23 protein-coding genes, 1 tRNA gene and 1 riboswitch are annotated in these 24,373 nt (G+C 65.7%); of the genes, 13 read left to right on the forward strand and 11 right to left on the reverse strand.

Translation table 11 applies throughout. The features are described from left to right. Nucleotides 1-2 precede the first annotated feature (2 nt). The 6 genes from V6D40_RS08620 (at nt 3) to V6D40_RS08645 (ending at nt 6,655) form a co-directional block, all read left to right on the forward strand. Nucleotides 3-1,895, forward strand: a complete 1,893-nt coding sequence (locus tag V6D40_RS08620; protein WP_334290039.1) for an ABC transporter ATP-binding protein — start codon at nt 3-5, stop codon at nt 1,893-1,895. A 110-nt stretch (nt 1,896-2,005) separates the two neighbouring features. Continuing rightward, on the forward strand, nt 2,006-3,397 hold the full coding sequence (locus V6D40_RS08625) for a Na/Pi symporter (protein WP_334289954.1): 1,392 nt from the start codon (nt 2,006-2,008) through the stop codon (nt 3,395-3,397). Between the two features lie 27 nt (nt 3,398-3,424). After that, nucleotides 3,425-3,829 (forward strand): hypothetical protein, encoded by a 405-nt coding sequence (locus V6D40_RS08630; RefSeq protein WP_334289955.1) that lies wholly within the window; start codon nt 3,425-3,427, stop codon nt 3,827-3,829. Next, on the forward strand, nt 3,822-4,766 hold the full coding sequence (locus V6D40_RS08635) for a substrate-binding domain-containing protein (protein ID WP_334289956.1): 945 nt from the start codon (nt 3,822-3,824) through the stop codon (nt 4,764-4,766). The genes V6D40_RS08630 and V6D40_RS08635 overlap by 8 nt, the downstream gene beginning before the upstream one ends. A 36-nt stretch (nt 4,767-4,802) precedes the next feature. Beyond that, nucleotides 4,803-5,432: a DUF1707 SHOCT-like domain-containing protein gene (locus tag V6D40_RS08640; RefSeq protein ID WP_334289957.1), complete on the forward strand. Its 630-nt coding sequence runs from the start codon at nt 4,803-4,805 to the stop codon at nt 5,430-5,432. Further along, a complete protein-coding gene (locus V6D40_RS08645) occupies nt 5,429-6,655 on the forward strand; it encodes a pyridoxal phosphate-dependent aminotransferase (RefSeq protein WP_334289958.1) in 1,227 nt (408 codons plus the stop codon). The genes V6D40_RS08640 and V6D40_RS08645 overlap by 4 nt, the downstream gene beginning before the upstream one ends. A 171-nt stretch (nt 6,656-6,826) precedes the next feature. Here the strand turns inward: V6D40_RS08645 and V6D40_RS08650 are convergent, their stop codons facing one another. From V6D40_RS08650 to dcd, 7 genes are all read right to left on the reverse strand, one after another. After that, nucleotides 6,827-7,012, reverse strand: coding sequence for a hypothetical protein (locus V6D40_RS08650; protein ID WP_334289959.1), 186 nt, complete (start codon nt 7,010-7,012; stop codon nt 6,827-6,829). A gap of 9 nt (nt 7,013-7,021) precedes the next feature. Further along, entirely contained in the window at nt 7,022-7,525 is a 504-nt protein-coding gene (locus V6D40_RS08655; protein WP_334289960.1) for a hypothetical protein, read from the reverse strand. A gap of 196 nt (nt 7,526-7,721) precedes the next feature. Continuing rightward, nucleotides 7,722-8,933 (reverse strand): ATP-binding protein, encoded by a 1,212-nt coding sequence (locus V6D40_RS08660; protein ID WP_334289961.1) that lies wholly within the window; start codon nt 8,931-8,933, stop codon nt 7,722-7,724. 86 nt (nt 8,934-9,019) lie between these two features. Next, a complete protein-coding gene (locus V6D40_RS08665) occupies nt 9,020-10,363 on the reverse strand; it encodes a UDP-glucose dehydrogenase family protein (protein ID WP_334289962.1) in 1,344 nt (447 codons plus the stop codon). Between the two features lie 250 nt (nt 10,364-10,613). Further along, the gene (locus V6D40_RS08670) at nt 10,614-11,312 is read right to left on the reverse strand and encodes a hypothetical protein (protein WP_334289963.1); all 699 of its coding nucleotides are present in this window, start codon (nt 11,310-11,312) and stop codon (nt 10,614-10,616) included. Between the two features lie 87 nt (nt 11,313-11,399). After that, on the reverse strand, nt 11,400-11,822 hold the full coding sequence (locus V6D40_RS08675; protein ID WP_334289964.1) for a hypothetical protein: 423 nt from the start codon (nt 11,820-11,822) through the stop codon (nt 11,400-11,402). Nucleotides 11,823-11,862: 40 nt separating this feature from the next. After that, nucleotides 11,863-12,426 carry a dCTP deaminase gene (gene dcd, locus V6D40_RS08680; protein WP_334289965.1) on the reverse strand — a complete coding sequence of 188 codons (564 nt, stop codon included), beginning with the start codon at nt 12,424-12,426 and terminating at the stop codon, nt 11,863-11,865. An 80-nt stretch (nt 12,427-12,506) separates the two neighbouring features. Here dcd and V6D40_RS08685 point away from each other — a divergent pair. Then, nucleotides 12,507-12,577: transfer RNA gene (locus V6D40_RS08685), tRNA-Gly, on the forward strand. 297 nt (nt 12,578-12,874) lie between these two features. On the opposite strand, the gene V6D40_RS08690 is transcribed toward V6D40_RS08685, so the two are convergent. Continuing rightward, on the reverse strand, nt 12,875-13,417 hold the full coding sequence (locus tag V6D40_RS08690) for a hypothetical protein (protein WP_334289966.1): 543 nt from the start codon (nt 13,415-13,417) through the stop codon (nt 12,875-12,877). 19 nt (nt 13,418-13,436) lie between these two features. Beyond that, nucleotides 13,437-13,560, reverse strand: a riboswitch (SAM riboswitch). Between the two features lie 62 nt (nt 13,561-13,622). Between V6D40_RS08690 and V6D40_RS08695 the strand changes: the two genes are divergently transcribed. From V6D40_RS08695 to V6D40_RS08705, 3 genes are read left to right on the forward strand one after another with little or no spacing between them, the layout of a single operon-like run. Further along, a complete protein-coding gene (locus tag V6D40_RS08695) occupies nt 13,623-14,441 on the forward strand; it encodes an esterase/lipase family protein (protein ID WP_334289967.1) in 819 nt (272 codons plus the stop codon). Between the two features lie 10 nt (nt 14,442-14,451). Further along, complete coding sequence (locus tag V6D40_RS08700) at nt 14,452-14,835, forward strand: hypothetical protein (RefSeq protein WP_334289968.1); 384 nt, start codon at nt 14,452-14,454, stop codon at nt 14,833-14,835. After that, a complete protein-coding gene (locus V6D40_RS08705; protein ID WP_334289969.1) occupies nt 14,814-15,488 on the forward strand; it encodes a hypothetical protein in 675 nt (224 codons plus the stop codon). Before V6D40_RS08700 ends, V6D40_RS08705 begins: the two co-directional genes overlap by 22 nt. 14 nt (nt 15,489-15,502) lie before the next feature. Here the strand turns inward: V6D40_RS08705 and V6D40_RS08710 are convergent, their stop codons facing one another. Both V6D40_RS08710 and V6D40_RS08715 read right to left on the reverse strand, forming a co-directional pair. Next, the gene (locus V6D40_RS08710; protein WP_442891910.1) at nt 15,503-17,098 is read right to left on the reverse strand and encodes a VanW family protein; all 1,596 of its coding nucleotides are present in this window, start codon (nt 17,096-17,098) and stop codon (nt 15,503-15,505) included. 102 nt (nt 17,099-17,200) lie between these two features. Then, nucleotides 17,201-18,340: a glycoside hydrolase family 3 N-terminal domain-containing protein gene (locus V6D40_RS08715; protein WP_442891911.1), complete on the reverse strand. Its 1,140-nt coding sequence runs from the start codon at nt 18,338-18,340 to the stop codon at nt 17,201-17,203. A 126-nt stretch (nt 18,341-18,466) separates the two neighbouring features. Between V6D40_RS08715 and V6D40_RS08720 the strand changes: the two genes are divergently transcribed. Then, entirely contained in the window at nt 18,467-18,664 is a 198-nt protein-coding gene (locus V6D40_RS08720) for a DUF2613 domain-containing protein (RefSeq protein WP_334289972.1), read from the forward strand. Nucleotides 18,665-18,671: 7 nt separating this feature from the next. Continuing rightward, nucleotides 18,672-21,641, forward strand: a complete 2,970-nt coding sequence (locus V6D40_RS08725; RefSeq protein WP_334289973.1) for an alpha-(1->3)-arabinofuranosyltransferase domain-containing protein — start codon at nt 18,672-18,674, stop codon at nt 21,639-21,641. 60 nt (nt 21,642-21,701) lie between these two features. On the opposite strand, the gene V6D40_RS08730 is transcribed toward V6D40_RS08725, so the two are convergent. Further along, nucleotides 21,702-22,751 (reverse strand): acyltransferase family protein, encoded by a 1,050-nt coding sequence (locus V6D40_RS08730; RefSeq protein ID WP_334290040.1) that lies wholly within the window; start codon nt 22,749-22,751, stop codon nt 21,702-21,704. On the opposite strand from V6D40_RS08730, the gene V6D40_RS08735 reads away from it, so the two are divergent. Further along, nucleotides 22,665-24,179 (forward strand): hypothetical protein, encoded by a 1,515-nt coding sequence (locus V6D40_RS08735; protein WP_334289974.1) that lies wholly within the window; start codon nt 22,665-22,667, stop codon nt 24,177-24,179. The genes V6D40_RS08730 and V6D40_RS08735 overlap by 87 nt on opposite strands. Nucleotides 24,180-24,373: the final 194 nt, after the last annotated feature.

Consider the following 24,373-nt stretch of genomic DNA (forward strand, 5'->3'; position numbering starts at 1 on the left):
AGATGAACGAGCACGAGGCGAACGCGCCGCGCAAGGCGAAGCACTTTTGGCCGTCGGCGAAGCGGCTCATCGGGCTTTTGGCGCCGTTCAAGGCAGCGCTGACTGCGGTCTTTGTCATGAACGCGCTGTCGGTGGTGTTAAGCGTCTACGCGCCGCGCGTGATGGGGCGCGCGATGGACGTGATCTTCTCCGGCGTGGTGTCGAAGCAAATGCCGCCCGGCACGACGAAGGAGCAGGCGGTTGAGGGCTTGCGCGCGGCGGGTGAGGACCGGTTCGCCGACATGGCGGAAGCGATGGACCTCAACCCGGGCGTGGGCATCGACTTCACGCAGCTCGGTGAGCTCATCGTCGTGGTGCTCGCGCTGTACCTCGCCGCCTCGCTGTTGATGTGGGCCCAGGGCGCGATCCTGAACCGGCTGACCATGCGCGCGGTGCTCGACCTGCGCGAGCGCGTCGAGGCGAAGCTGCACCGCTTGCCGCTGTCGTACTTCGACGCCCGCGAGCGCGGGGATGTGATGAGCCGCACCACCAACGACGTCGACAACGTTCAGCAGGCTCTGCAGCAGTCCCTGTCCAGCCTGTTCAACGCGATTTTGACGCTCGTCGGCATCATCGTGATGATGTTCGCGATCTCCCCGCAGCTGGCCCTGGTGGCGCTGCTCGCTATCCCTCTGACGGGTCTGGTGATGGGCCTGGTGGGCACACGGAGCCAGAAACAGTTCGTCACCCAGTGGAAGGCCACCGGCGAGGTCAACGGCCACGTCGAAGAGGCGTTCTCCGGCCACGACGTGGCGGTGATCTTCGGACGCACAGACGAGATGGCGCGCGAGTTCGACCGCCGCAACAACGAACTTGCGGGTGCCGCGCAGAAGGCGCAGTTCCTCTCGAACTCGATGCACCCGATCATGCAGTTCATCTCGTATCTGTCCTACGTCGCGATCGCGGTGCTCGGCGGGGTGAAGGTGGCCTCGGGCAAGCTCACGCTTGGTAGCGCCACCGCGTTCATCCAGTACTCCCGCCAGTTCAACCAGCCGCTCGGTGAGATCGCCGGCATGATGCAGATGCTTCAATCCGGCGTCGCCTCCGCCGAGCGCGTCTTCGAACTCCTCGACGCCGAGGAGGAACCGCAGGACCTGGCCGCAGCCAGCCTCGACACTCCGGCGCAGGGGCTTGTCCTGCTTGACGACGTCGCCTTTTCCTACACCGACGACCCCTTGATCCAAAACCTGAACCTGCGGGTTGAGCCCGGTCAGACAGCGGCGATCGTCGGTCCGACGGGCGCGGGCAAGACTACCCTGGTGAACCTGATCATGCGCTTCTACGACGTGGACGCCGGCTCGATCACGCTCGACGGCGTGGACATCCGCGACCTTAGCCGCGCCGAGCTTCGCTCCCAGATCGGGATGGTGCTCCAGGACGCGGTCCTGTTCAAGGGCACGATCATGGACAACATCCGCTACGGCCGCCTCGACGCCACCGACGAGGAGGTCATCGCCGCGGCGAAGGCGACCTACGTCGACCGCTTCGTTCGCACGCTGCCCGACGGCTACGACACCGAGGTAGACCAGGACGGCGGCTCGATCTCCCAGGGCGAGCGTCAGCTGATCACCATCGCTCGGGCGTTTCTAGCGCAGCCGGCGCTGCTGATCCTGGATGAGGCGACCTCGTCTGTCGACACCCGCACCGAAGTGCTGGTGCAGCAGGCGATGAACGCCCTGCGCGCCAACCGCACCTCGTTTGTCATCGCGCACCGCCTCTCCACCATCCGCGACGCGGACGTGATCATCGTGATGCGTGACGGCCAGATTGTGGAGCAGGGGGCGCACGCGGAGCTCATCGCAGCCCGCGGCGTGTACTACGAGATGAGCAAGACCCAGTTCAGCGAGGACGTGTAAGGACGGGTAAGTTCCTCCAACGTTCACCTTGCGTTCATTGATCAAACACCCAGGTTCCGTAGTGTCAGGCGAGTAAGTCTGCCGAAATGAACATAAGAGATTGGGTTGCAATGAGCAGGAAGAACGACGAGGGCCTTTACACCGGCGATGCCGGTGAGCCCCAGCGCGGCGCCGGTCACGGCACCGAGCACGCCGCCGAGGACGGCTCCGGTGTGCAGGTCCTCGATGAGGCCGGCCAGTACGACCAGAACGCCCGCTGGAACGAGGAAGCGGAGGCCAAGGATGACGAGAACCGCAACCTTTCCGACAACGAGGTCGATGACGACGACGAAAAGAAGGACCCGCTCGGATTCCTCCCGTTCGAGGGCACCGCGAAGCAGGTAGCGAACTGGATCGCCGTCATCCTCGGCATCTGGCTGCTGCTCAACGGTGTGGGCATGATTGGCGACGGCTTCCAGCTCATCGCCGGCGACCGCGCCGAGGAGCTCTTCTCGTTTGCCGAGAACCCGTTCGTGGGTCTGGCCATCGGTATCGTGGCCACCGCCATCATCCAATCCTCCTCCACCACCACCTCGATCGTGGTGGGCATGATCGCCGGTGGTCTGCCACTGAACATCGCGATCCCGATGCTCTTCGGCGCGAACATGGGTACCTCGGTCACCTCGACCCTGGTGGCTCTGGGCTTGGCCGGTAACAAGAAGCAGTTCCAGTCCGGTTTCTCCATGGCGACCGTGCACGACTTCTTCAACGTGATCGCCATCCTGATCTTCTTCCCGCTGGAGATGCTCACCGGCTTCCTGGGCAAGACCGCAACCGCGATCGCCCCGGCGCTGTCCGGTACGGGCGAAGGCGTCGTCGCTGGCATCTTCGAGTCCATCGGCGACTTCATCGACATGCTCACCGAGCCGTTGGTGGGCCTTGCTTCCAACCTGGTTGAGCCGCTCAGCGACGTGTGGGCCGGCATCATCCTCGCGCTGGTTGGTATCGGGCTGATCCTGTTCTCCATCCAGTTCATTGGCAAGATCCTGAACGCGCTGCTGGTGGGTAAGGCGCAGGAGATCCTCTACAACACCCTGGGCAAGAATGCGTTCCTCGGCGTCCTCTCGGGTGCGGCCATCACCACGCTGGTGCAGTCCTCCTCCACCACCACCTCGCTCACGGTGCCGCTGGCAGCGTCCGGCAAGTTCAAGGTGCGCGACCTGTTCCCGTTCGTGGTCGGCGCCAACATCGGTACCACCGTCACCGGCCTGATCGCGGCCTTCTCCGCCTCCGGCGCCGAGGCCGAAGCCGCCATGGCCGGTGCGTTGGTGCACACCCTGTTCAACACGTTTGCAGCCATCCTGATCCTGAGTGTGCCGTTCCTGCGCAAGCTGCCTCCGGCCGGCTCCGATTGGCTGGCGGGCCTCGCAACGAAGAACAAGGTCTACGTCTTCATCTGGATCGGTGGCGTGTTCTTCCTGATCCCGATCTTGGCCGTGTTCATCTCGAACGCCGTGTCCTAACAACAACGCGATACAAGGAGCGCACCCATGACTGAGAACGAGAACATCCAGACCCCCGATCTGACGCCGATGGCCCATGACCTGATCCAGAACGAGGCCCCGGACAACGCCCTCGTGGCGCTACTCAACGAGCTGGAAGAAACCGCCGCTGAGCTGCGCACCGAGCTCGAGGCGCGCCACGGACATCGCCAGCAGGCGGCAGCTGAAGCTCACGAGGCGGGCGCCACCGGCGCCGCCACCGAGGTCGCCGCAGCCCCCAAGACGGCCGAGCGCCACGTGAAGAAGAACCCGAACGTGACCCCGGAGCAGGAAGCCGAGCTGAACGAGAACTTCGAGGAGTACTGGACCAACTCCCAGGGCTCCTGGAAGAACCTCTTCCGCCTGCTGCGTGAGTTCCGCACCGAAATGAAGGAGCACAAGCAGCATGGCTAAGTTCCCCCGCCGCGCCACCGCCGTGGCGCTGACCGCCACCACCCTTTTGGCCGCCGCCTGCTCGTCGGACAACACCCCGGGCGAGGACGCGATCCAGGTCACCGGCTCCTCCACGGTTGAGCCGATCACCCGCTACATGGCCAACCGCTACGACTTTGACGTCAACATCGAGGGCATTGGCTCCACCGACGGTTTTGAGAAATTCTGCGCCGGCGAGGCCGACATCAACGACGCCTCCGTGTCCATCCCGGGCGAAGGTGAGCCGGTGGACTACCAGAAGCAGTGCGCCGACAACAACGTGGAGTACGTCGAGCTGCCCATCGCACTCGACGCCATCACGATTGTGAAGAACACCAAGAACGACTGGGCGAAGGACCTTTCCATCGAGCAGCTGCACGACATCTGGTCGAAGGAGTCCTCCGTGACCAAGTGGTCGGACATTGACCCGTCGTGGCCGGACGAGGAGATCAAGCTCTACGGCCGCCCCGCCGGCTCCGGCACCTTGGGGGTGTTCGAGACGCTCGTGCTCGACGGCGACACCATCCGCGAGGATTACGAGTCCACCGACGACATCCAAGAGCTCTCCTCCTGGGTCGCGGACGACGTGAACGCGCTGTCGTTTATGGGCATCGGCAACTACCTCGCCACCGAGGACCCGACCCGCAGCCGCATCGACAACGTGCTGGTGGACGGCGTCGCCCCGTCTGCCGAGGAGGCGAAGAGCGGCAACTACCCGCTGGCCCGCCCGCTGTTCATCTACGTCAACGAGGCCTCCGCCAAGCGCGAGGACGTGGACAACTTCGTCACCACCTACCTGGACAAGGTGGAGGCGGTACTGCCGCGCGTGTACTTCTACCAGTTGCCTGAGGAGGAGTACGGGGCGTCGCAAAGCCGGTACGCAGACCGCGTCACCGGTATCGACGAGCGTTGGCACTAAGCCCCGAGGGGGTGCTTCGCATATACGATGTGAAGGGTGAGTACCCCTTACGGCAACTTCAGAATCGGTGACGCCGAGCGCATGGAGGCCATGGATGTCCTTGGCCGCGCGCTCGGCGAAGGCCGTCTGACCATGGCTGAGTTCGACGAGCGCTGCGCGTTCCTGGCAAAGGCGCAGACGCACGCGGACCTCGGACCGATCTTGTCGGATCTGCCGACTGGCCCTCCCCCGTCGGCGCAAGCGCAGCCTTCGCACGATGTCACGCTGTACTCCCAGGCCGAGATCATGCAGGCCCGCCGCGCCGGCAAGCGCACCCGCGCCGGCGTCTTCTGGCTCGGCACCATCGGCTCTATGGGCCTGACCGCAGTGGCCGGCGCCGCGGGGTTGGACGCCCTGGCGGGCCTGTCGCTACTGCTGATCCCCACCCTGTTCATCCTGCTGTACGTGATGAAGGTCGGCCCGGACTCCTGGTACATGCCGAGCCTGCGGCAGCTGGAGATGCAGCGCCGCCAGGAGTTGAAGGCCCGCCAGCTGGAGATCGAGGCCGCCAAGGCGCAGCAGCAAGCGCTGGTGCGGGCGCAGCGCCAGGACCAGTTCAACCAGATCACCACCGACGCGCTCGACGTCGCCCACCAAACCGTGAACCGCTTCAGGAGGAAGCCATGAATCACCGGCACTTCGACCAAGCCGACAAGCTGAAAAACGTCTTCTACGACATCCGCGGCCCGGTGAGCGCGACCGCCGAGAAGATGGAGCGCGACGGCCACACGATTCTGAAGCTCAACACCGGCAACCCGGCCATCTTCGGGTTCGAGGCACCGGACGTGATCATGCGCGACATGATCGCGAACCTGCCCACCTCGCAGGGCTACACCACCTCCAAGGGCATCATTTCCGCCCGCCGCGCCATTGTCACCCGCTACGAGATGATCGACGCATTCCCGCACTTCGACGTCGACGACGTCTACATCGGCAACGGCGTGAGCGAGCTGATCAGCATGGTCACGCAAGCACTGCTTAACGACGGCGACGAGATCCTCATCCCCGCCCCCGACTACCCCCTGTGGACTGCGGCATCGACGCTGGCCGGCGGCAAGGTCGTGCACTACCTGTGCGACGAGGAGGACAACTGGAACCCGTCGCTGGAGGATATCCGGGAGAAGATCACCCCGCGCACGAAGGCGATCGTGGTGATCAACCCGAACAACCCCACCGGCGCGGTCTACTCCCGTGACGTGCTCGAGGGCATTGCGAACATTGCGCGCGAACACGAGCTGATGGTGCTCGCAGACGAGATTTACGACCGCGTGCTGTACGACGGCGCGCAGCACATCTCCATGGCCGAAGTCGCCCCCGACCTAGTCACCGTCACCTTCAACGGCCTGTCCAAGGCATACCGCGTGTGCGGCTACCGCGCCGGCTGGATGATCATCACCGGCCCGCGCCGCCGCGCTACCGGTTTCATCGAGGGCTTGGACCTGCTCTCAGGCACGCGCCTGTGCGCGAACGTGCCAGGCCAGCACGCGATCCAGGTCGCGCTCGGCGGCCGCCAGTCAATCTACGAGCTTACCGCCGAAGGCGGCCGCCTGCACAAGCAGCGCGACGTCGCGGTGCGCAAGCTCCGCGAGATCCCGGGTGTTTCCGTGGTTGAGCCGAAGGGCGCGCTGTATTGCTTCCCCAAGATCGACGCCGAGATGTACAACATCCACGACGACGAGAAGTTCATGCTCGACCTGCTCAAGGCGGAGAAAATCCTCATGGTGCAGGGCACGGGCTTTAACTACCCGACCCCGGACCACTTCCGCGTCGTGTTCTTGCCGTGGGCGTCGCAGCTAGAAAACGCTATCGATAGGTTGGGCAACTTCCTCGCCGACTACCACCAGCACTAAGTTTCGCGGTTTCCGAAAATTGCCAAACTTTAGCCCAGAAGTTTGGTGGTAGGCTTTCTCGGCATGGCGTGGCACCACCGCATCCGTGGCGGCAGCGTCAGCAGGCCTGGCGCTCCCCTGACGTCCTTTCGCTTCTCGACGACTTCGCCGCCGCAGCTGGCCGTCGGCTTACTAGTGACTAGGGCGGGAGGGCGTCTCGGCCTGCGCCAAAGCCGACTTCACTGAGCTGGCCAAAAGCACCATCGAAAGAAGGAAGAGGATGACGTAGGTGCGACCGAACGCCACGATAAAGGCCACAGAGATGAACACCGCGAGGGTGGTGATGCCGATCGCAAACTTGGGGTTCTGCAGTTTCATGGTGGCCTCCTAGCAGAAGGTGGCGGCGCCGACCATACCGCCACCGAGCGCACCCCAGCCCCCACTGACCGCCCCGGCCACAAGCGCGGAGCCACCAGTGCCGACGGCACACTTACCCCAGTCGCTCCACCACCCGTAGGTGACGGCACCGTTAGCGCCAGTCTGGGTGACCTGCAGCTGATTGCCGTTCTTCACGGTGTAGTAGAAGCCGATCGTGTCGCGTTCCTTGTTCACCGCGGCCTCGGGCAGGGTCTCGACAACATTGCCGGTTGCGTCCTTGACCACCACGTCTTTACCCTGTTCGGCGAAAGTCGCACCGTGTTTGAGGGAAATGAGGAGGTCGCGGCCGTTATTCGCGGTGGAGAATACAGCGGTGTCGTTCTCCCGGGTTTCGACGGTGGAAGCGGCAGTACTAGCGGTGGCCACCATCGCCGGTGCCACGGCTGCAGCGGTCAGGGCCAGGGTGAAAGCGGGAGCGACAACCGCCTTGCGGAAGGAAATTGAGCGGTACATGGGTAAACCTTGCAACAGTCGAGGGACGCATCGTACGAGGAGGACTGTATGCGCACTGCTGCAGGATGAACATGGCTAGCGCTGGCTTTCGGACCTTCGTCCCCGAATCCGGCACTTTCGATCCCTCTCGACGGTGCGGGGCACCGGTTGGTTGCTGTGTGGGAAGGGGAGGGCGTCGATAAGCAAAATGCTCTGCTTACGGCCCCAACAAAGACACGGGCGCTACAACAATTCCGTCGGGGCGGGTGTACGCGGGACCGCCCCCGGTCACCACGAGCAGGATAGGATCCGCTTCCAGTTGGTCGGCGAAGCGGAGAAGCGTACTCGCCGCCGCATCGATCACCTGCGGGTAGTGGCCCAACTTGACCTCCACCAGAATCGGACGGCCATTGATAGGCACAACCGCGTCCACCTCGAGGTTTGTGTTCAACCGCGCGTGGTAGACCTGCTCGTCGCTGTAGGCGCGGAGTTCGTGGACAACGAAAGACTCGAACAGCTGGCCCGCGTATTCGTAGTCGTTGGCGATATCGCGCGGCTGCCGCTTCAGCGCAGCGACAGCCAACGCTGGGTCGACGAGGTGCCGCTTCGGAGATTTGCGGAGTGTCGCCTTCGACCGGAGATGGGCAGACCAGGCGGGTTGATCCACCGAAATGAAGATCCGCGAGAGCGCGTCTAGGTAATCGGACACCGTTTCTCGCGCGACCCCAGCATCCTTGGCAAGGGTTTGCACGTCGGCCTCAGTGCCCACGTTGCGCGCGATCGAGGCGAGGAGGCGCTCCACCTTCTCCGGGCTTCGCTGGGCACCGTCCGGAGTCCGGATATCTACGTGTGCAACTTGCTCGACGTATTCTCGGTTGGAGCGGAGCGCATCCGGTGTAGAAAGCCCGACGTTATCAGGCCAGCCACCGCGGCACATCCTTTCCACAAGCGCGTCCAAGCTCATCGCGCTGTCGATGTAGCTTGGCCGCTCCGCCTCCGCAAGAGCGCTGAGCGACACCTCTCCAGACGACTCGCCAGTCTCGAACATGGTGAGCGTAGACATGGTCACATGCGCAAACCGCCCGGCCCCGGAATGGCGTGTGAGCTCCTCGGTCGGAACCGTCGACCCCGTGAAGATGAACTGCCCTTTCGTTTGCCGCCGGTCAATCGCGTGACGAGCCAAATCCCAAAGCTGCGGTTGGAACTGCCATTCATCGATCAGCCGCGGGGTGTCGCCTTCGAGCAGGCTTGCTGGGTCACTTCCCATTAAAAATTGCACCCGGGGATCCGTGTCCACATTGAGCACGCTGCTTGATTGCTGCAGCGATGTCTCGGTCTTGCCACACCCTTTCGGGCCGCGGACGAGGACTCCACCCTTTCGCCTGAGCGCGTTTTCTAAGCGTTGATCCGCGATCCGCGGAATGTACATAAGCTGCTACTATACGCGCAACCCGTCAGATTGTAAGGCGAAGACTCGTCAGATTGGAACGCTGGGACTCGACAGATTGTAATGTTCTACAAGCTGCGGCCCAGCGCGCGCAGTTCCCAGCCGGCTTGTTGCCAGGAGGTGACGGGGAGGACGTTGCGGGCGTCGATAAGCAACTGCTTTTCGACCAGCCCTGCAGCCCACACCGGGTCCATCTCCTTGAACTCCTGCCACTCGGTGGCGAGGATGGTCAGCTCCGCGCCGCGCAGGGCGTCCTCGAGGGAGGCGGCGTAATCGAGGGTGGGGAACACCTTGCGGGCGTTGTCCATGCCCTGGGGGTCGTACACGCGCACCGCGGCGCCGGCGAGGGAAAGCTGGCCGGCGACGGCAAGCGCCGGCGAATCGCGCACGTCATCCGAGTTCGGCTTAAACGCGGCACCGAGCACGGTGATGCGTTTGCCGATCAGCGAACCGAGCATCTCGCGGGAGAGATCCACCACGCGCTGGCGGCGGCGCATGTTGATCGCGTCGACCTCGCGAAGGAACGTCAACGCCTGGTCGGCGCCGAGCTCGCCGGCGCGAGCCATGAACGCGCGGATGTCTTTCGGCAAGCAGCCGCCGCCGAAACCAAGGCCCGCGCCCAAGAACTTGCGGCCGATGCGGTCGTCGTAGCCGATCGCGTCCGCCAGCTGGGTCACGTCCGCGCCGACGATCTCGCAGACCTCGCTGACGGCGTTGATGAAGGAGATCTTCGTGGCCAAGAACGCGTTTGCAGAGACTTTCACCAGCTCCGCGGTCTGCAGGTCGGTGACGATAAACGGGGTGTTGTTAGCCAGTGGCGTGGCGTAGACCTCGCGGGCGATTTCCTCAGCTCGGCTCTCTCCGTGCGGGGCGCTCGCGCCCCGCACGCCGAGGACGATGCGGTCGGGTTCGATGGTGTCTTTCACCGCGTAGCCTTCGCGCAGGAATTCCGGGTTCCACGCGATCTCGACGGTGGCGTTGTTGCCGTGCTTAGCGATCAGCTCGTCGGCTTGCTGCTGCAGCTGAGCCGCGGTACCGACCGGGACGGTCGACTTGCCGAAGATGACGTGGTGGCCCTCAAGCTTCGGCACCAAGTCGGCGATCACGGCCTCGACGTAGCGGGTGTCGGCGGCGTACGAGCCGCGCTGCTGCGGGGTGCCCACCCCGATGAAGTGAACGTTGGCAAAGTCTGCTGCCTCGTCGTAGTCGGTGGTGAAGTCGAGGCGGCCGGCGGCCATGTTGCGCTCGAGCACCTCGGGCAGGCCCGGCTCATAAAACGGCACCTTCGACGCCTTCAGCTGGTTGATCTTGTTTTCATCAACATCAACACCAAGCACCTCGTGCCCCAGCTCCGCCATACACGCCGCGTGGGTCGCACCAAGGTAGCCAGTACCGATCACAGTCATACGCATTAGAAAGACCCCTTCTCAGGAAAATGGTGAAGCAGCGCGTTTACCCTGCACCTAGAGCACGTGTTGATCGCAGATTTCACGCCCTACAGAGACTCGTGCGGGCACATTGCGAGCAAACAGGGCGACCAGTTTGTCCTGCTCATCAATCGTTCACATCTTGCACGATCTTAATGGTCTTCAGCGCTCTACGCAGTGCTGATTTCCGACAAACGAGGAGACTTCAGCAGGCGGATGCTTCGTTTACTAGTTTCTAGGCATCTAGATACGTAGTTTCTTTCGCTTGAAAGTCTTGATGCGCTTCTTCCCAAGAAACGCCAAAGTAGTCCTCCCAAGAGTCCATACCGAATTGCACATCGCCACGAGCATCTTCAAGACTCACGATGTGCATTTCTTGCACCACATCCTCAGTTGCAAGCGCTTCTATCTGCTCCACTGCCGCATCATCTGTACGCGCTTCCACCGTATATGTGCCGCATTCAATGAAGACCTCGAAGTGCTTCCTGCTTGTTTTGAAGAGGACGATATCCGGGTTCTTTGCGTACATCATCATCGGGAAGCTCTTCTGCGGGTGCTCTAGAGCATTCGTAAGGGCCTCTTCGACGTATGCATTAGCAAGAAGCGCGTAGAGCGTTGATGCGGCAAGCGATAGAGCAGGGTCCAAGCCCTCATCAGCAAGTTCGCCATCTACTTCATCTGGGTCAAGGCTTAAGACTTCTACATAGCGCTCCAGCGCATCGGAGAGCTGCTCCGCCTTCTCCTCCGGCTTAAGTGAAGAGTCCTTGTTGATATCCGCGATCTCTGCTGCATAACGGAGGATTTTGGATTTCCTGGCCGTGAAGAAAAAGTTGAGCGCTGCGTCCACGTCGATACGGCGCGCAAGCTCCCAAATCTCATCTTTGTTGATCTGGTTGTTCGACTCGTTGGTGGGGAAAAACAGTTGTTTCGCCATTTTGATTCTCCTAGCGGCACGGCGGAGCAACAGCCCCTCGCCTACCAACCCGTACGCAAGGGGCAGGTTGCTTGTCGACGCCCTTACCTAGTTCACATTGCCCTTCTCAGCACTGCCCTGCCCACTTCCAGTAGCGTCACCGCCCGCAGCCGGGACATTGCCGTCGTTCCAGCGGGTGCCATCAACGTGGGTCTCAGCACCATCGACCGTGCGAACCTCGCCGTCGATGTCAGCAGTGTTCTCGCGGCCGTTGTCGTGTCCGTGACCGTGACCGTGTCCGCCGCAGCAGCTGGACTTGGGGGTCTCGTTCGCGCCGTGGCCCTTGCCGCATTGGCACTCGCCCTCAGCGCAGCCGCAAGCAGAACCCTCGGCCGGCGCGACAGTTGCGTCTACCGAGCCCTCAGCGGGAACGATCTTGATCTCTTCACGCACGTGGGCGTGATCGGGGTTGACCGGCTTGTCGGCGTGGTTGCCGCAGCCGCAGGAGTGGTGCTCGTTCGGAGTAGTCATGGTCTCAAGGTTACGCGCTTCGCCAACATGCGGGCGCGCGTTAACGGAAGTTTAGGTACGCCTTCGACGGCGTCGGGCCGCGCTGACCTTGGTACTTCGACCCCAGCGCAGAAGATCCGTACGGAGTCTCAGCCGCCGAGGTCATGGCGAACAGTGCGAGCTGGCCAACCTTCATCCCCGGCCACAGCGTGATCGGCAGATTTGCCACGTTCGATAGCTCCAGGGTGATGTGTCCGGTGAAACCCGGGTCGATGAAGCCTGCGGTTGAGTGCGTCAAAAGCCCCAGGCGGCCTAACGACGACTTACCCTCCAACCGCCCCGCCAGATCCGCCGGAAGCGTGAATTGCTCCAACGTCGCGGCCAACACAAACTCACCCGGGTGCAGCACAAAAGGCTCACCTTCGGGCACCTCAACAAGCGTGGTCAGCTCCGGCTGCTCCTGCTTTGGATCGATGTGCGTGTACTTCGAGTTGTTGAAGACGCGGAACAGGTTGTCCATGCGCACGTCGATCGAGCTGGGCTGGATCAGGTCGGCGTCGAACGGGTCGATACCGAGCCGGCCCGATTCAATGGCGTCGCGGATGTCATGGTCTGAAAGCAGCACGGCATATAAGTGTATCGGCCCGACCCCCAAGTTTTTTGGGCTCCCCCGTGCCAGTGCTAAAGTAACCCTCACCGCAAGATGCCGGCGTAGTTTAGTGGTAGAACATCAGCTTCCCAAGCTGAGAGTGCGAGTTCGATTCTCGTCGCCGGCTCAAATTTGACCAGGGTTTTACCCTGGTCCTTTTGTTTTGGCGACCCCTACCCACGAGACAATCGCCGCACCCGGACATTGGCAAAGTGTTGCTTGCAAAGTGTTGCTTGCAGATGGTCATTAGCCGAGAAAACGACGACTCGGCGGGGACCAGCTACTCGGTTAATGACCATCTGCCGGTCACCATTTAGGGGTTACCATTTGCAATTGCCCTGGTAGCGAACGTGGCGCGTTGCGGGGGCACCGACCGCACCGACCGCACCGACCGCACCGACCGGCCGTCAAACGCAAACCACCCTCACGCGATACACGGCCCGATCGGCGCCGTCGAATACATGAAGCACGCCCGGCGCTGCCGCCCATCCGCATCCTCCTCCCCCGCGCCGCGCAGTATGCGGAATTCTTGGTGGACTTCGGTGGCGTCGCGAAGCCGGTCGGGCGCGTGGTGGTAAACGGTGAGGATCCCAGCGGGCGTGGCCAGAGAAACTTTCTGGCCCTCCGCGCTGAGGAACTCAACGGGTTCCCACTCCTCGGCGGGACGGTGAGCCGCCTTCAAGGCTGGGATGTGATGCGGGCGGTGGCCGTCGAGAATCAGGGTGCATTCGGTGTGGTCGACGAACCGCTGCGGGGCCTCCAGAACAGGCAGATCAAGAACCTGACCGGCGGAGTTGCGCACGGCGTTCTTCTCGGCGGAAAACTCAAACGACATGCCGGCTTCGGCGACGAAGCCAACGGCGCCGGCAGCCGAAGAGAACGTGCGCAGAACCGGGATGTCGCCGGCAACGAAAACGATGGTGGCGCTGCTTAAGGCGCGCAGCATGGCGGGGGTCCAATCGGACATGGGAAAACTCCAAAGAAATACTCGCTACTTCCGGCGCGCGGGTCGCTTACGCCGGCCGATCTTCCCCCGGGAGCACCGTGCGCGGTGGGCGCGGTTGCTAGTTGACGAGCCGGGGGTCTTTCAACCGTCAGGACTTCTGGATCGCTTACCCGACGATACTAGACAGCTTGGTCTATGGGCAACGTCGTCAAGCACAATGCTCCCTATGCGACTTCTTGTGGCGGCGCTGTGGGCCGAAGGTGCGCGGCGGGCGGCTGAGACCCGCCCCCCGCTTCCGTTCAACGACCCCGATTTCGTGCCCGCGCACCCGACGCCGGTGGTGTACCTGCACGGCATCACCGCGCGCGTGCGCAGCTTCCGGCAGAACGCGGAGCTTCTGAAAAGCCGCGGGTACTGGGTGTGGGGCCACGACTACGGCGACATGTTCGCGCCGGGTTTTCGCGGCGTGGGCGACCTCGACCTGATTGTCGACGACGTCGCGGAGAACGTCGAACGCGTGCTGAAAGCGACGGGTGCGAAGCAGGTGGACTTGGTGGCGCACTCCCAGGGCGGTTTGATGGCCAAGCTGTACATCGCCGACGGCGGCGCCGAGCGCGTGCGCCGCGTGGTGGCGATGGGCGCGAATTTCCACGGCACGGACCTCGCCGGGCGCGCCCGCTGGTTTGAGCCGGTGATTGCGAAGCACCCGCGCTTTTCGTCGTTCGTGGCCCCTGGCGGGGTGCAGCAGTTGGTCAGCTCGGAGTGGAACGCGGCGCACGTCGGGGTGCCGGACACCGATCCGCGCGTGGTCTACACCTCGCTGTACTCGCCGGCAGACCGCATTGTCACGCCCAACACCGCATCAAAACTGGTCGCGGTCGACGGCGCGGACGTAGCGAACATCGACGTGGCGCAGTGGTACGACGGCTACGCGCCGCGCCACCCGATGATGCCGCGCGACCCGTTGATGGCTGAGCTCACCGCTTGGGGTTTGGAGCGCGGCCCCGGCGAAACGCACCCGCCGGCGCTTGATTGGTTGGCGTAGCGTTGCCACCATGGCACGCAACGACGAACTGATCAGCTTCATCCTGCTCGGCGGCACGAGCGACCTGGCGATGCGTCTTCTGCTTCCCGGCCTCGGCGAGTACGCGCGCGCAAGCGGCCGCCGCTTCGAGGTCATCGGCTCCGGCCGCGACGAGGTGGATAGCTACCAGGCGATGGTTGACGAGGCCACTGGCGGCGGCATCCCGGCGCGCTACACCCCCGGCGACGCCACCGAGCAGGCGTATTTGGAGCAGTTGCTTAATTGCGCCCACGGCAACCACACCATCCTCTACTTCGCCCTCGCGCCAGCCGTGACCATGCGCGCCGTCGAGGCGCTGCGCGGCGTTGAGCTGCCTCCTCGATCCGCTTCGCCATGGAGAAGCCGTACGGCGTGAGTGCCGCGGACGCGGACGATTTGGACCGGGCGCTGCACGCGCTGGTTGGTGAGGACGCGATCTACCGCGTCGACCACTTCCTCTCCGAGCCGGGTGTGAACACGGCCGCCGCCCGCGTCGCCGCCGAGGGCGCGCCGGAGACGCTGTCGCTCGTCTTTGAGGAGTCGCTCGGCCTGGAGGGACGCGCCGAGTTCTACGACTCCACCGGCGCCGCCGAGGACATGGTGCAGTCGCACCTGATCCAGTCCGCGGCGCGCATCTTGGCCGGCGGGCCGAATCCCACCCGCGTGCGCGAGGTGCTTGACTCCTTCGAGCTGGCGCCGGGATCGGTCAAGCGCGGCCGCTACGCCGGCTACGCGGAGGAAGCAGGTGTGGACCCCTCGCGCGAAACCGAGACGCTTATCGAAGTCGAGCTTGAAGCACCGGAGACGCGCGTGACGCTGCGCACCGGCAAGGGTTTCCGCGAGGACGTCAAAGAGATCCAGGGCGTGCCGCTGGCCAACGGCCCGCTATCGCCCTACGGCAACGTTATCCGCGGCGTGGTCGAGCGCGACCACACCGCCTTTGTTCCCGAGGGTGCGGCGCAGGCTGCCTGGCGCCTGATGGACGACATCAAGGCCGCCATGGCGCAAGCCCCGCTCGAGGAGTACTAGGCGCTGGCCAGCAGTTAGCCGCACTTCACAATCGGCTGCGGGGTGTAGACCGTGGTCTGGGTTTCGCGGGAGAGCTCGTTGCCCGCGAGGTCGTAGATCACGCGGGTGTCCGAGGTGGTGAAGCCGGGCGCGCCGCCGGACGGGATACAGCTCTCACCGGTCACGCGCTGCTCCTGCGGCTGCGTGGTGGCCCACCGCCCGCCGTTGATCGATTCAACGTTGGTGGTCTTGACCCCCATCAGGCTGACGGTGAGCTGGCCGCCGCCTGCGGAGGTGGTGATCTTCACCGGGTACGGCGAGTCGTTTCTGAACTGCAGGTCGATCGCGCCCTCGAAGACCGTGGCCTCGCGGCCCGCCGGGTAGCGGGAGATGTAGTACGAGTGCGGCGTGTGCGCGATGTCCGTCATGCCCGCGAAGTAGGCGGCGTTGTAGAGCGTGGTCGCGAACTGGGAGATGCCGCCGCCGACGGCGGTGTCCGCGCGACCGTTCAAAATGATGCCGGATTCCACGTAGCCCTGCGCGGTGCCGCGGGGACCGGTGTAACCGTTGAGCGAGAACGTCTCGCCAGGGTTGACGATCGCGCCGTTGACCGTCTGCGCAACCAGCGCGATGTTCTGGCCGGAAGCCGCCGAGTAGCCGCTGGTGGTGAAGCTGCCCACCACCTCGTTGAAGGTGGCGTTGGCCGCCTGCTCGGAGGTGAACGCCGCGGGCACCGCCTCGTACGCCGCGTCCCACTCGCGCGGGGTGGTGCCCAGCAAGCGGTCGTCGAAGCTCTCCATCGTCTTCGCCCAGTCCACCTGGGAGCCGTCGACAGAGTCGGTGTAGCCGCCGCCGGCGAGTACGCGCGCGTTCTGCATCTCGGTCTCGGTGACTGCGAGCTGCTCGCCGAGGATCGCCTGCGCCGCTTCGTGGTTGATCTCGGGGGTGAGCGCGCCGTCGCGAACCGGGAACTGGACCACTTCGCCGAGGCGGTCCTGCGGGATCACAGCGTCAACCGGCGCGCCGTCGGGCTCGCCCGCGGCCGGGCGGCCGTGCACCGTCAGCGGCCCGCGCAGCGCGGCGCGCACCGGGCCGTCTTGGGCGGCGCGGATCGCGGCGTCGTCCACCGCGGGTTGCAGCACGTCCGGGTCAACCTCGATACCGCCGGGGCGCAGCCAGTTGTCCACCACCGCGGGGCGCAGCGAGTCTGCGGTCACGTTCTGCCCCGGCTTCGGCGCCGTCACCTCGGCTGCGCCGCCGTTGATGTGGATCGCGCCGTCGGCAGGCTCGCGGTGCAGTTCTTCCGAGGCTTTCTGCAACGCAGGTGCCAGCTTCGCCTCGTCGACCGCGGTCACTGCCGGCACCTCGTGCTCGGTGAACATGCCGCGAAGGCGGCTGACCGGGTTCGCCGACTCGATGCCTGCGGCGTCCACCGTCTGTTGCCAGTCCACGGTGAGGCCGGCTTTCGCTGGGAGGAACTCGGCTCGCTCGGAACCCGCCGCGATCTCGACCGGGTTGTTCTCCACCCCGCCCAGCTCGCGCTCCAGCGCTTGCTTCGCGTCCTCGGGGCTCATGCCGCCGATGGCCACCCCGCCGACCGTGGTGCCGCGGGGGACGTTGCCGCGGTTCATAGCCAGGTCGGCCAGGTACAGCGCCACCAGCACGGCGAGGATGCCGAAAAGGACACCGAGGGTGATCTTTTTGCCTCTCACGCGGTTAAGCGTACTGGTTGTTTACAGCCCCACGCTCATCAGCATCTGCTGGGTGCGAAGCGCCGCCTCATCAATGCGCTCCACCGGGATCTCGCCGGTGTTCACTGCCGCGACCACGTGGTCGATGATGTGCGGCAGGTCAGCGCCGGACGACCACAGGGCCTGGTCGGCGCCGGCCATGATGGCGTACTTCACCGCGTCGGGCGTCGGCGCGTAGTCCAAAATGCCGCGCATCCCGGAAAGGTCGTCGGTGACCACCACACCGTCGTATGGTACGCCGCCGGGGTAGTCGCCCTCGCGCAGCACCCGGTACGCCTCCGGGTTCAACGAGCTGGGAACACCGTCGTTTCCCAAACCCGGCACGATCATGTGGCCCATCATCACGCTCGCCGTTGGGAAGCGGTTCAGCAGCGGCCCGTACGGCGCCATGTCCAAACCGCGCACCTCGTCCACTGGCGGGGTCACCGCCAACTGGTGGTGGGTGTCGCCGGAGGCCCGGCCGTGGCCGGGGAAGTGCTTGAAGGTCGGCGTCACGCCGGCGTCCACCAACCCCTGGGAGAACAGGCCCGCCACGCGCACAACCTCCTCGGGCGAGGCGTTAAACGAGCGGTCGCCGACGATGTTTAAGTCGGTCACGTCCAAATCCAGAAGCGGCGCGTAGTCCACGTTGATGCCATGGTGTCGAAGGGAGACGCCGATGTCGTAGCCGGTGCCCTGGATCACCTCGTCGGGGTGGGCGGACAGCATCCGCGGCGGCATGAAATCGCCCAGCACGTGGGTGTGGCGCTGCACGCGGCCGCCCTCGAAGTCGATGGCGACGCTGAACGGCCGGGCGTACTCGGCGCGCAGCGCGTTGATGTTGCGCCCCTCCTCCACCAACAGCGCCGGGTCGGCCCAGCTGGGAATGATCAGTCCGCCCGCGCCCTGGTCGAGGGCAAACCGCGCCTGGTCGTAGTTGGACACGCCGACAACCATCAGAGATGCGACTTTGGCGCGCAAGTCTTCCGGGACGCGGCTGTGGGGGCTGACAGGGGCGCTGTCAAGCAACTCAAGCTCCGGTGCGGCGGGAGGGGCCACCACCGGCGCTTCTGATGTCTCGGCAGTCTCGGGCATGTGAGGGTCTTGAGGCTCGTCAGGCTCCCCAGACGCGCAGCCGGCCATGAGCAACGCGGCCGTCGCCACAGCCAGCACCCCGTTGCGCACCCCGGTCCTCCTCGCGAATTGCTGTTTTGAAACGCCATACACTCTACGCACTGCCGGCACCTGCCCACTGGTAGGCTCCAACCCATGTCAACGACAACCCAGCCAGAGCAGCGGCGCGCAGCGTCGTCCGTGCTGGCGAGCGCCGTCGTCGGTGCGGTGCTGGGCATTGTCGGCGTGCTGGGGGTGGGCGCGTTCAGCGGGCAATCCACCGTGCCCACCGGTGGCGCGGTCCCAGCGGATGAGGCCGTGCTCGGCGGGCCGGAGTACGGCTCGCGCGGGTAGCGGGCCCGTGCGTCAGCGGGAAGGTGCCGCGGCGCACCTCATCGGCTGGCTCGCACTCGCCCTGACCGCGTTTCTGCAGCCGCCCGGCCAGGTCGCGGCGGACACAAAGTTTGACCTGGTGGCCAACCCCGCGGGCTTTCTCGCGCGCGCCACGCACGTGTGGACCGACGAGTTCCCACTCGGCCAGATGCAGAACCAGGCCTACGGCTACCTCTTTCCACAGGGGCTGTTCTTCCTGCTCGCGGACGCCTTCCGCCTGCCCGACTGGGTCGCCCAGCGTCTCTGGTGGACACTCCTTCTCGGCTTGGCCTTTTCCGGAATGCTGGTGCTGGCTCGCCGCGCGGGCGTGCGAGGAACCGCCGGCCCCGTCATCGCCGCGGTGCTGTACGCGCTCAGCCCCCGCATCTTGACGACGCTCACGGCCATCTCCTCGGAGGCGTGGCCAGTCGCGCTGGTTCCGTGGACGCTTATCCCGCTGGTGGGCAAGCGCCCCAACCCGTGGGCCGCGGTTATCGCGGTGGCGTTGATGGGCGCGGTCAACGCCGCCGCCACCATCGCCGCGTGCCTGCCCGCGTTCATCTACCTGCTAGCCCGGCGCGCCTTCGCGGACGCGGGCAGGTTTCTCGCCGGCAGCGTCGCCGTGTCCGCGTGGTGGCTCGGCCCGCTTGTGATTCTCGGCCGCTACTCTCCGCCATTTACGGAGTTCATCGAGTCGGCCACCGTCACCACCGCGTGGCTCAACCCGGTGGAAATCCTGCGCGGTGCCACGTCGTGGTCGCCGTTCGTGGACACCGAACGCGTCGCCGGCCACCTGCTCGTCGCAGAACCCGCGTTCGTCATCGCCACCGCCCTCGTCGCGGCGCTCGGCCTTGCGGGGCTTACCCGCGCCCCGCGCGAGTTCGTCCTCATGTTCGCGGTGGGGTTTACGCTCCTCGGTGCGGCGCGCTGGGGCATTCCGCTTTTCGACGGCCCCTTATCCCCCTTCCGCAACCTCCACAAGTTCGACCCACTCGTCCGCCTCCCGATGTGCCTGGGGGTGGGCGTGGTGGCCAGCGCGGCCGCCGCTGGAGCCAAGCGGTGCTCGCCTCAGCTCGTCGGGGTGGTGCTGGTCAGCGCCTTAGCTACCGCCCCCGCGTGGTCGCTTCGCCTGCTGCCGCAGGGCACGTGGGAGGAGATCTCGCCCGACTGGGTTGCGGCGGGCGAGTACCTCGACGGGCACGCCGCCGGCACCCGCACCCTTGTCGTGCCGCCGGTGCAGTTCGCTCGCCAGGAGTGGGGTTGGACGCGCGACGAGCCGATCCAGGGCTTAACCACTTCCCGCTTCGCGTTCCGCGACGCGGTCCCGCTGGTTGCGCCGGAGGCCATCCGGGGCCTCGACGGGCAGACGGACGTGGTGGATGCTGAGGCGCTGCGCTCCATCGGCGTGGGCGCGGTAGTGGTACGCCGCGACCTCGCCGACCAGCAGCCCACGCCCCCGCTGGGCGTGCCGGATAAGAGCTTCGGCGACGTGGATGTGTTTCTCATCGATCCTGCCCGCGACATGATGGTCACCTCCGACACGCCGCTTCTCATCGACGGCGGCGGGGAGGTGCTGCCGCTGCTGTGGCGCGAGCTCGGCTACTTCCCGGCGCAGCTGGTGTCTGCGTCTGCCGGGGAGAGGGTGGATGTGGTGACAGACGCGCCGTCGTTAAGCAAGCGCAACTACGGCGCCCTGCGGGGCCAGTCCGCCCAGCTCGCGGACCTTTCGGAGGACGACACGGTGTCCAACCGGCAAGCGGACTACCCCTCCGCCGGCACGCGCGTCGGCGTGGCGGTCACCGGCGGCAGCGCTTCCGCCTCGTCCTCGGCCGCCGACGCAGGTGCCTTCGGCGGCCCCGACCCGGCCAAGTCGCTGACCTCCGCCTTCGACGGGCTGGACGACACCGCCTGGTGGCCCGCACCGGGCGACCGCGCGCCGTCCATCACGCTCGCGCCCGAGACCCCAACCGGCACCATCGCGATTACCGCCACCGACACCACCCGCGTCGTTGTTGAAGATGGCGGCTCCTCGCGCACCGTCACGCTCGTCGGCGGCGAACCGCGCACCGTCACCGTGCCGGAAGGGCCAATCACGGTCCGCCTCACCGAGCGCGTCGGCATCACCGGCATCGACGCCGGCATCCGCCGCATCGTCGACGTCCCCGGCGTAGGCGACGCCTACTTCTTCCAGCGCCACTTCCCCGCCACCGACCACATCACGCGCCGCTTCACCACCGCCGCCGACGCCGAGTGGGAACTGTCCGCCCCCGCCGACATCGACGGCCAGCCCCGCGAGGGCACGGTGTTCCTTCCCGCCGGCACCCACGAGCTGACCACGCGCGCAGATACGATCCTGCTCACCAACCGCCCGCTTGACCTGCCCGAATGGGCTCCCTTCGACCCCTCGCACGTCGCACCCGCAGGCACCGACCGCATCATCACCACCACCCGCGGCTACAACCCAGGCTTGCGCGCGCGGGTCGGCTCCACCGAGTTGGAGCCCACGCTTATCGACGCCGCCGCCCAATCATTCCGCCTCCCCTCCCACGTCCACGGCGAGTTCCACATGTGGCACACTGCCGAGCGCGCTTACCGCGCGGCCCTCTTCTTCGGCGGCGCGTTCTCCCTGCTCGCCACCGCCGCGTGCTTGTGGGTGCCGTGGCGCCGCTTCGAACCGCGCCGGCCTGAGGTCAGCCGGGGCTCTCCCGCCGCCGCGGCCGCCGCTGTTGCAGTGAACCCGCTCGCCGGCATCCCCGCCCTCGCCATCGCCTTTGCTGTGCGCCGCTACACGCTCATCCCCGCGTCGTGGCTTGCCGGCGGCGCGATGACCGCGGCCGGGTTGTGGCTGGCCCGCGCCCCGTGGCCCGCCGCCAATTACGCCGGCGACAGCTACCTCCTCGCCTTTGCCGGTTGCCTCGCCGTCGCCGCGCTGCTGCCGGCAGGTACCGGCAAACGGTAATAGCGGGTAACTCGCGGCTGCCCGAGATGCGACCTGGGCAAACGCCGAAACCGTCTGGAGTTACCCGCTATCACCGGCCCAGCGGCGGGTGATGACGCGGGCGGCGGGGACCTCGACGAGCTCGTAGGAGATGTAGGCGACGGCTGTGCTGACCACCGCGGTGAACAGCCATACCGGCACAAAATGGCCGCTGAACAGGGGCACACCGAGGACGGGGAAGGCGAAGTAAAGGACTGCGACGTGCCAGAGGAAGACGGAGTAGGACCAGCGGCCGAGCGCGACCACGGGCGGCCAGGACAACACGGTGCCGCGGGTGCGGGGGCCACGGGCATCGCGTCCAAGCGCGAACGGGACCAGCAGCAGCGCAGCGAAGGCGGTGCCCAAGATGACGCGCGCGTTGAACTCGGCGGGCGTCGGGTGGGTGAGGCCGGCGGGACCGATCTGGCCCGCGAACCAGGCCACGGCGAGCGCGGCGAGGGGAAACGGCCAGCGGGGACCGCGGTAGCTCACACCCTCGCGCTCGAGTTCGGCGCAGATGAGGCCGACGGCGAACCACGGGATGTAGGACGGGGGCCAGATTTGCAGGTTGACCGCTTCGTGGATGTCGGCGTCGAGGGAACCGATGAGGTGGGGGTAGGTGAGGGCGGCGGGCGTCAATAAGCACAATGCCCCCCAACGCCCCTTCTTCCCGAGCGACATGTAGACCGGAAGAACCAGGTAAAACGCGACTTCGACGCACAGCGACCACATTTGGGTGAGTCCGTCGATAAGCCCGTGCGGGACGTAGATTTGGATGAGCAGGAGGTTGGCCAGCGCCTGCGCGGGGGTCACCGCAGTCAGCGGGGGCAGGGCGAGGAGAACGACAACAACGCAGGTGAGGTACGCCGGGGCGAGGCGGGCGACGCGGCGGCGGAAGTAACCGCCGCGTCGCCACTCGCCGCGCGCCAGCAGGAACGCGGAGAGCGCGAAGAAGACGGCGACAAAGTAGTCGAGTCGCTCCGCCAAGCCGGAGGTGACGCCGGTTTGGAACGCAACGTGCGTGGTCAGGATGCCAAAGGCGGCGACGGCGCGCAGGCCGTCGAGCTCGGGCAGTACGTTATTGTTTCGGATGTGGCCATTGTAAAGACTCGGCTTGACCCAGTAGTGGTGTACGGTGCCGCGCTGGTTATCGCCGTGACGTGGCCATTTTTCGTCCCGGGCGAGGCGTTCGCGCTGCGCGACATGGTGGTGTTCGACCAGATGGCGCTGACCCGGGCGTCGCTGGGCTACGGGGATCTTCCCGCCCGCAACGTCCCGCAGGACGCGCTCTTGGGCATTCTGCCGCACCCGGTGCTCGCGTTGCGCGTCATCATGGTGGCCGCCGCCGTCGCCGCGGCAACGAGCGCGTACCGGCTGGGGCGCACGCGACTGGGCCAGGCAGCAGCGATGACCGTGATCCTGTGGAACCCGTTCGTGGTCGAAAGGCTGCTGCAGGGGCACTGGTCCGTGGTGGCCGCGGCGTGGCTGCTGCCGGCGGTTGCAATGGCTGCGCCTCCGGTAGCGACGCTTTCGCACTGGTTGGCGTCGCTCACCCCCACCGGCGCGGTCGCCGCGGCGCTGTTCGCGCGCGGGAAGCGGGGCGCGCTGGTCACCGCGATGACGTGCGCGCCGTGGGTAGTTGCTGGGGCGGTTGGCGCTGCGGGGGGTGCTGCCGAGTCAACGGGTAGCGCCGCCTCGGCGGCGGCGTTCGCGCCGCGGGCGGAGACCTTCGCCGGCACGCTGGGGGCGCTTATGGGCCTGGGAGGGATCTGGAACGCGGAGGCGGTGCCGGCGTCGCGGCATGCCGGGTTCGCCGTGTTCGGCGTGGTGCTGCTGCCGGTGCTGGCGGCCGGGTGGCGGGCGGTGCCGCGGCGCTGGCTGGCCGCCGCGGCGCTCGGTTTCGCCGTCCCGCTCGCGTCGTGGGCGGGACTTCTGACGCCGCTCATAGAGCACGTTCCGGGAGGGGGCTTGCTTCGCGACGCCCACAAGTTCCTCATCCTCACCCTCCCCGCGCTGACCGCAGCCGCCGGCGCGCTCAACGCAAAACTCGCGGGCGCGGCGCTTGCGCTCGCGATCCTGCAGGTCCCCGACGCGCCGCTTGCGCTCGCCCAGCTGTCACCCACCGCGGTCACGGTGCCGCCGGTGGACCATCGCGGGCGCGACGTCTTCATCCCCGGGCACGCGACGCTGGAGGTTGTCGGCGGCCGCCCGGTCGTCTCCCCCGCTCCGAAAGCGATGAACGTGGTTGAACAAGGGGCGCTCGTGGTCGACGGCGTTGTGGTGGACGAGCCCTCGCCGCGGTGGGTGGCGGCGCAGCGCGCGTACGAGGCAGGTGACCTGGGTGCGTTGCGGGAGCTCGGGGTGGGGCTGGTGCTTGCCGACGCCGCGCCCATCGACACCGGCGCCCCCGCCAGAGGGTGGCCTTGGCTGGGGGTTTGGGCCTTTTGTGTGTGGTGCGCGGTGCCGGTGGTGGGGTGCGTCGACAAGCAATGTGCTCGACGTCACACTTTCAAACTATAATCCATTGACCTGCTGTTTTATGAACATTAGTTGGCGGTAACCCATTAATGGCGCCCGCCAACGATAGGAACCCTTGCATTATTATCGCCAGCTCCCTAAGGTGAACTCCAGATGAACTAAAGGTTACGAAAGGAGGCCCCGATGCCACCAAGGCAGACAACAACTGAAACTTCGGCCCCAACCTTTGACACCGA

Source organism: Corynebacterium sp. Marseille-Q4381, from assembly GCF_036881695.1.
In the GTDB taxonomy this organism is placed as follows: Bacteria; Actinomycetota; Actinomycetes; order Mycobacteriales; family Mycobacteriaceae; genus Corynebacterium.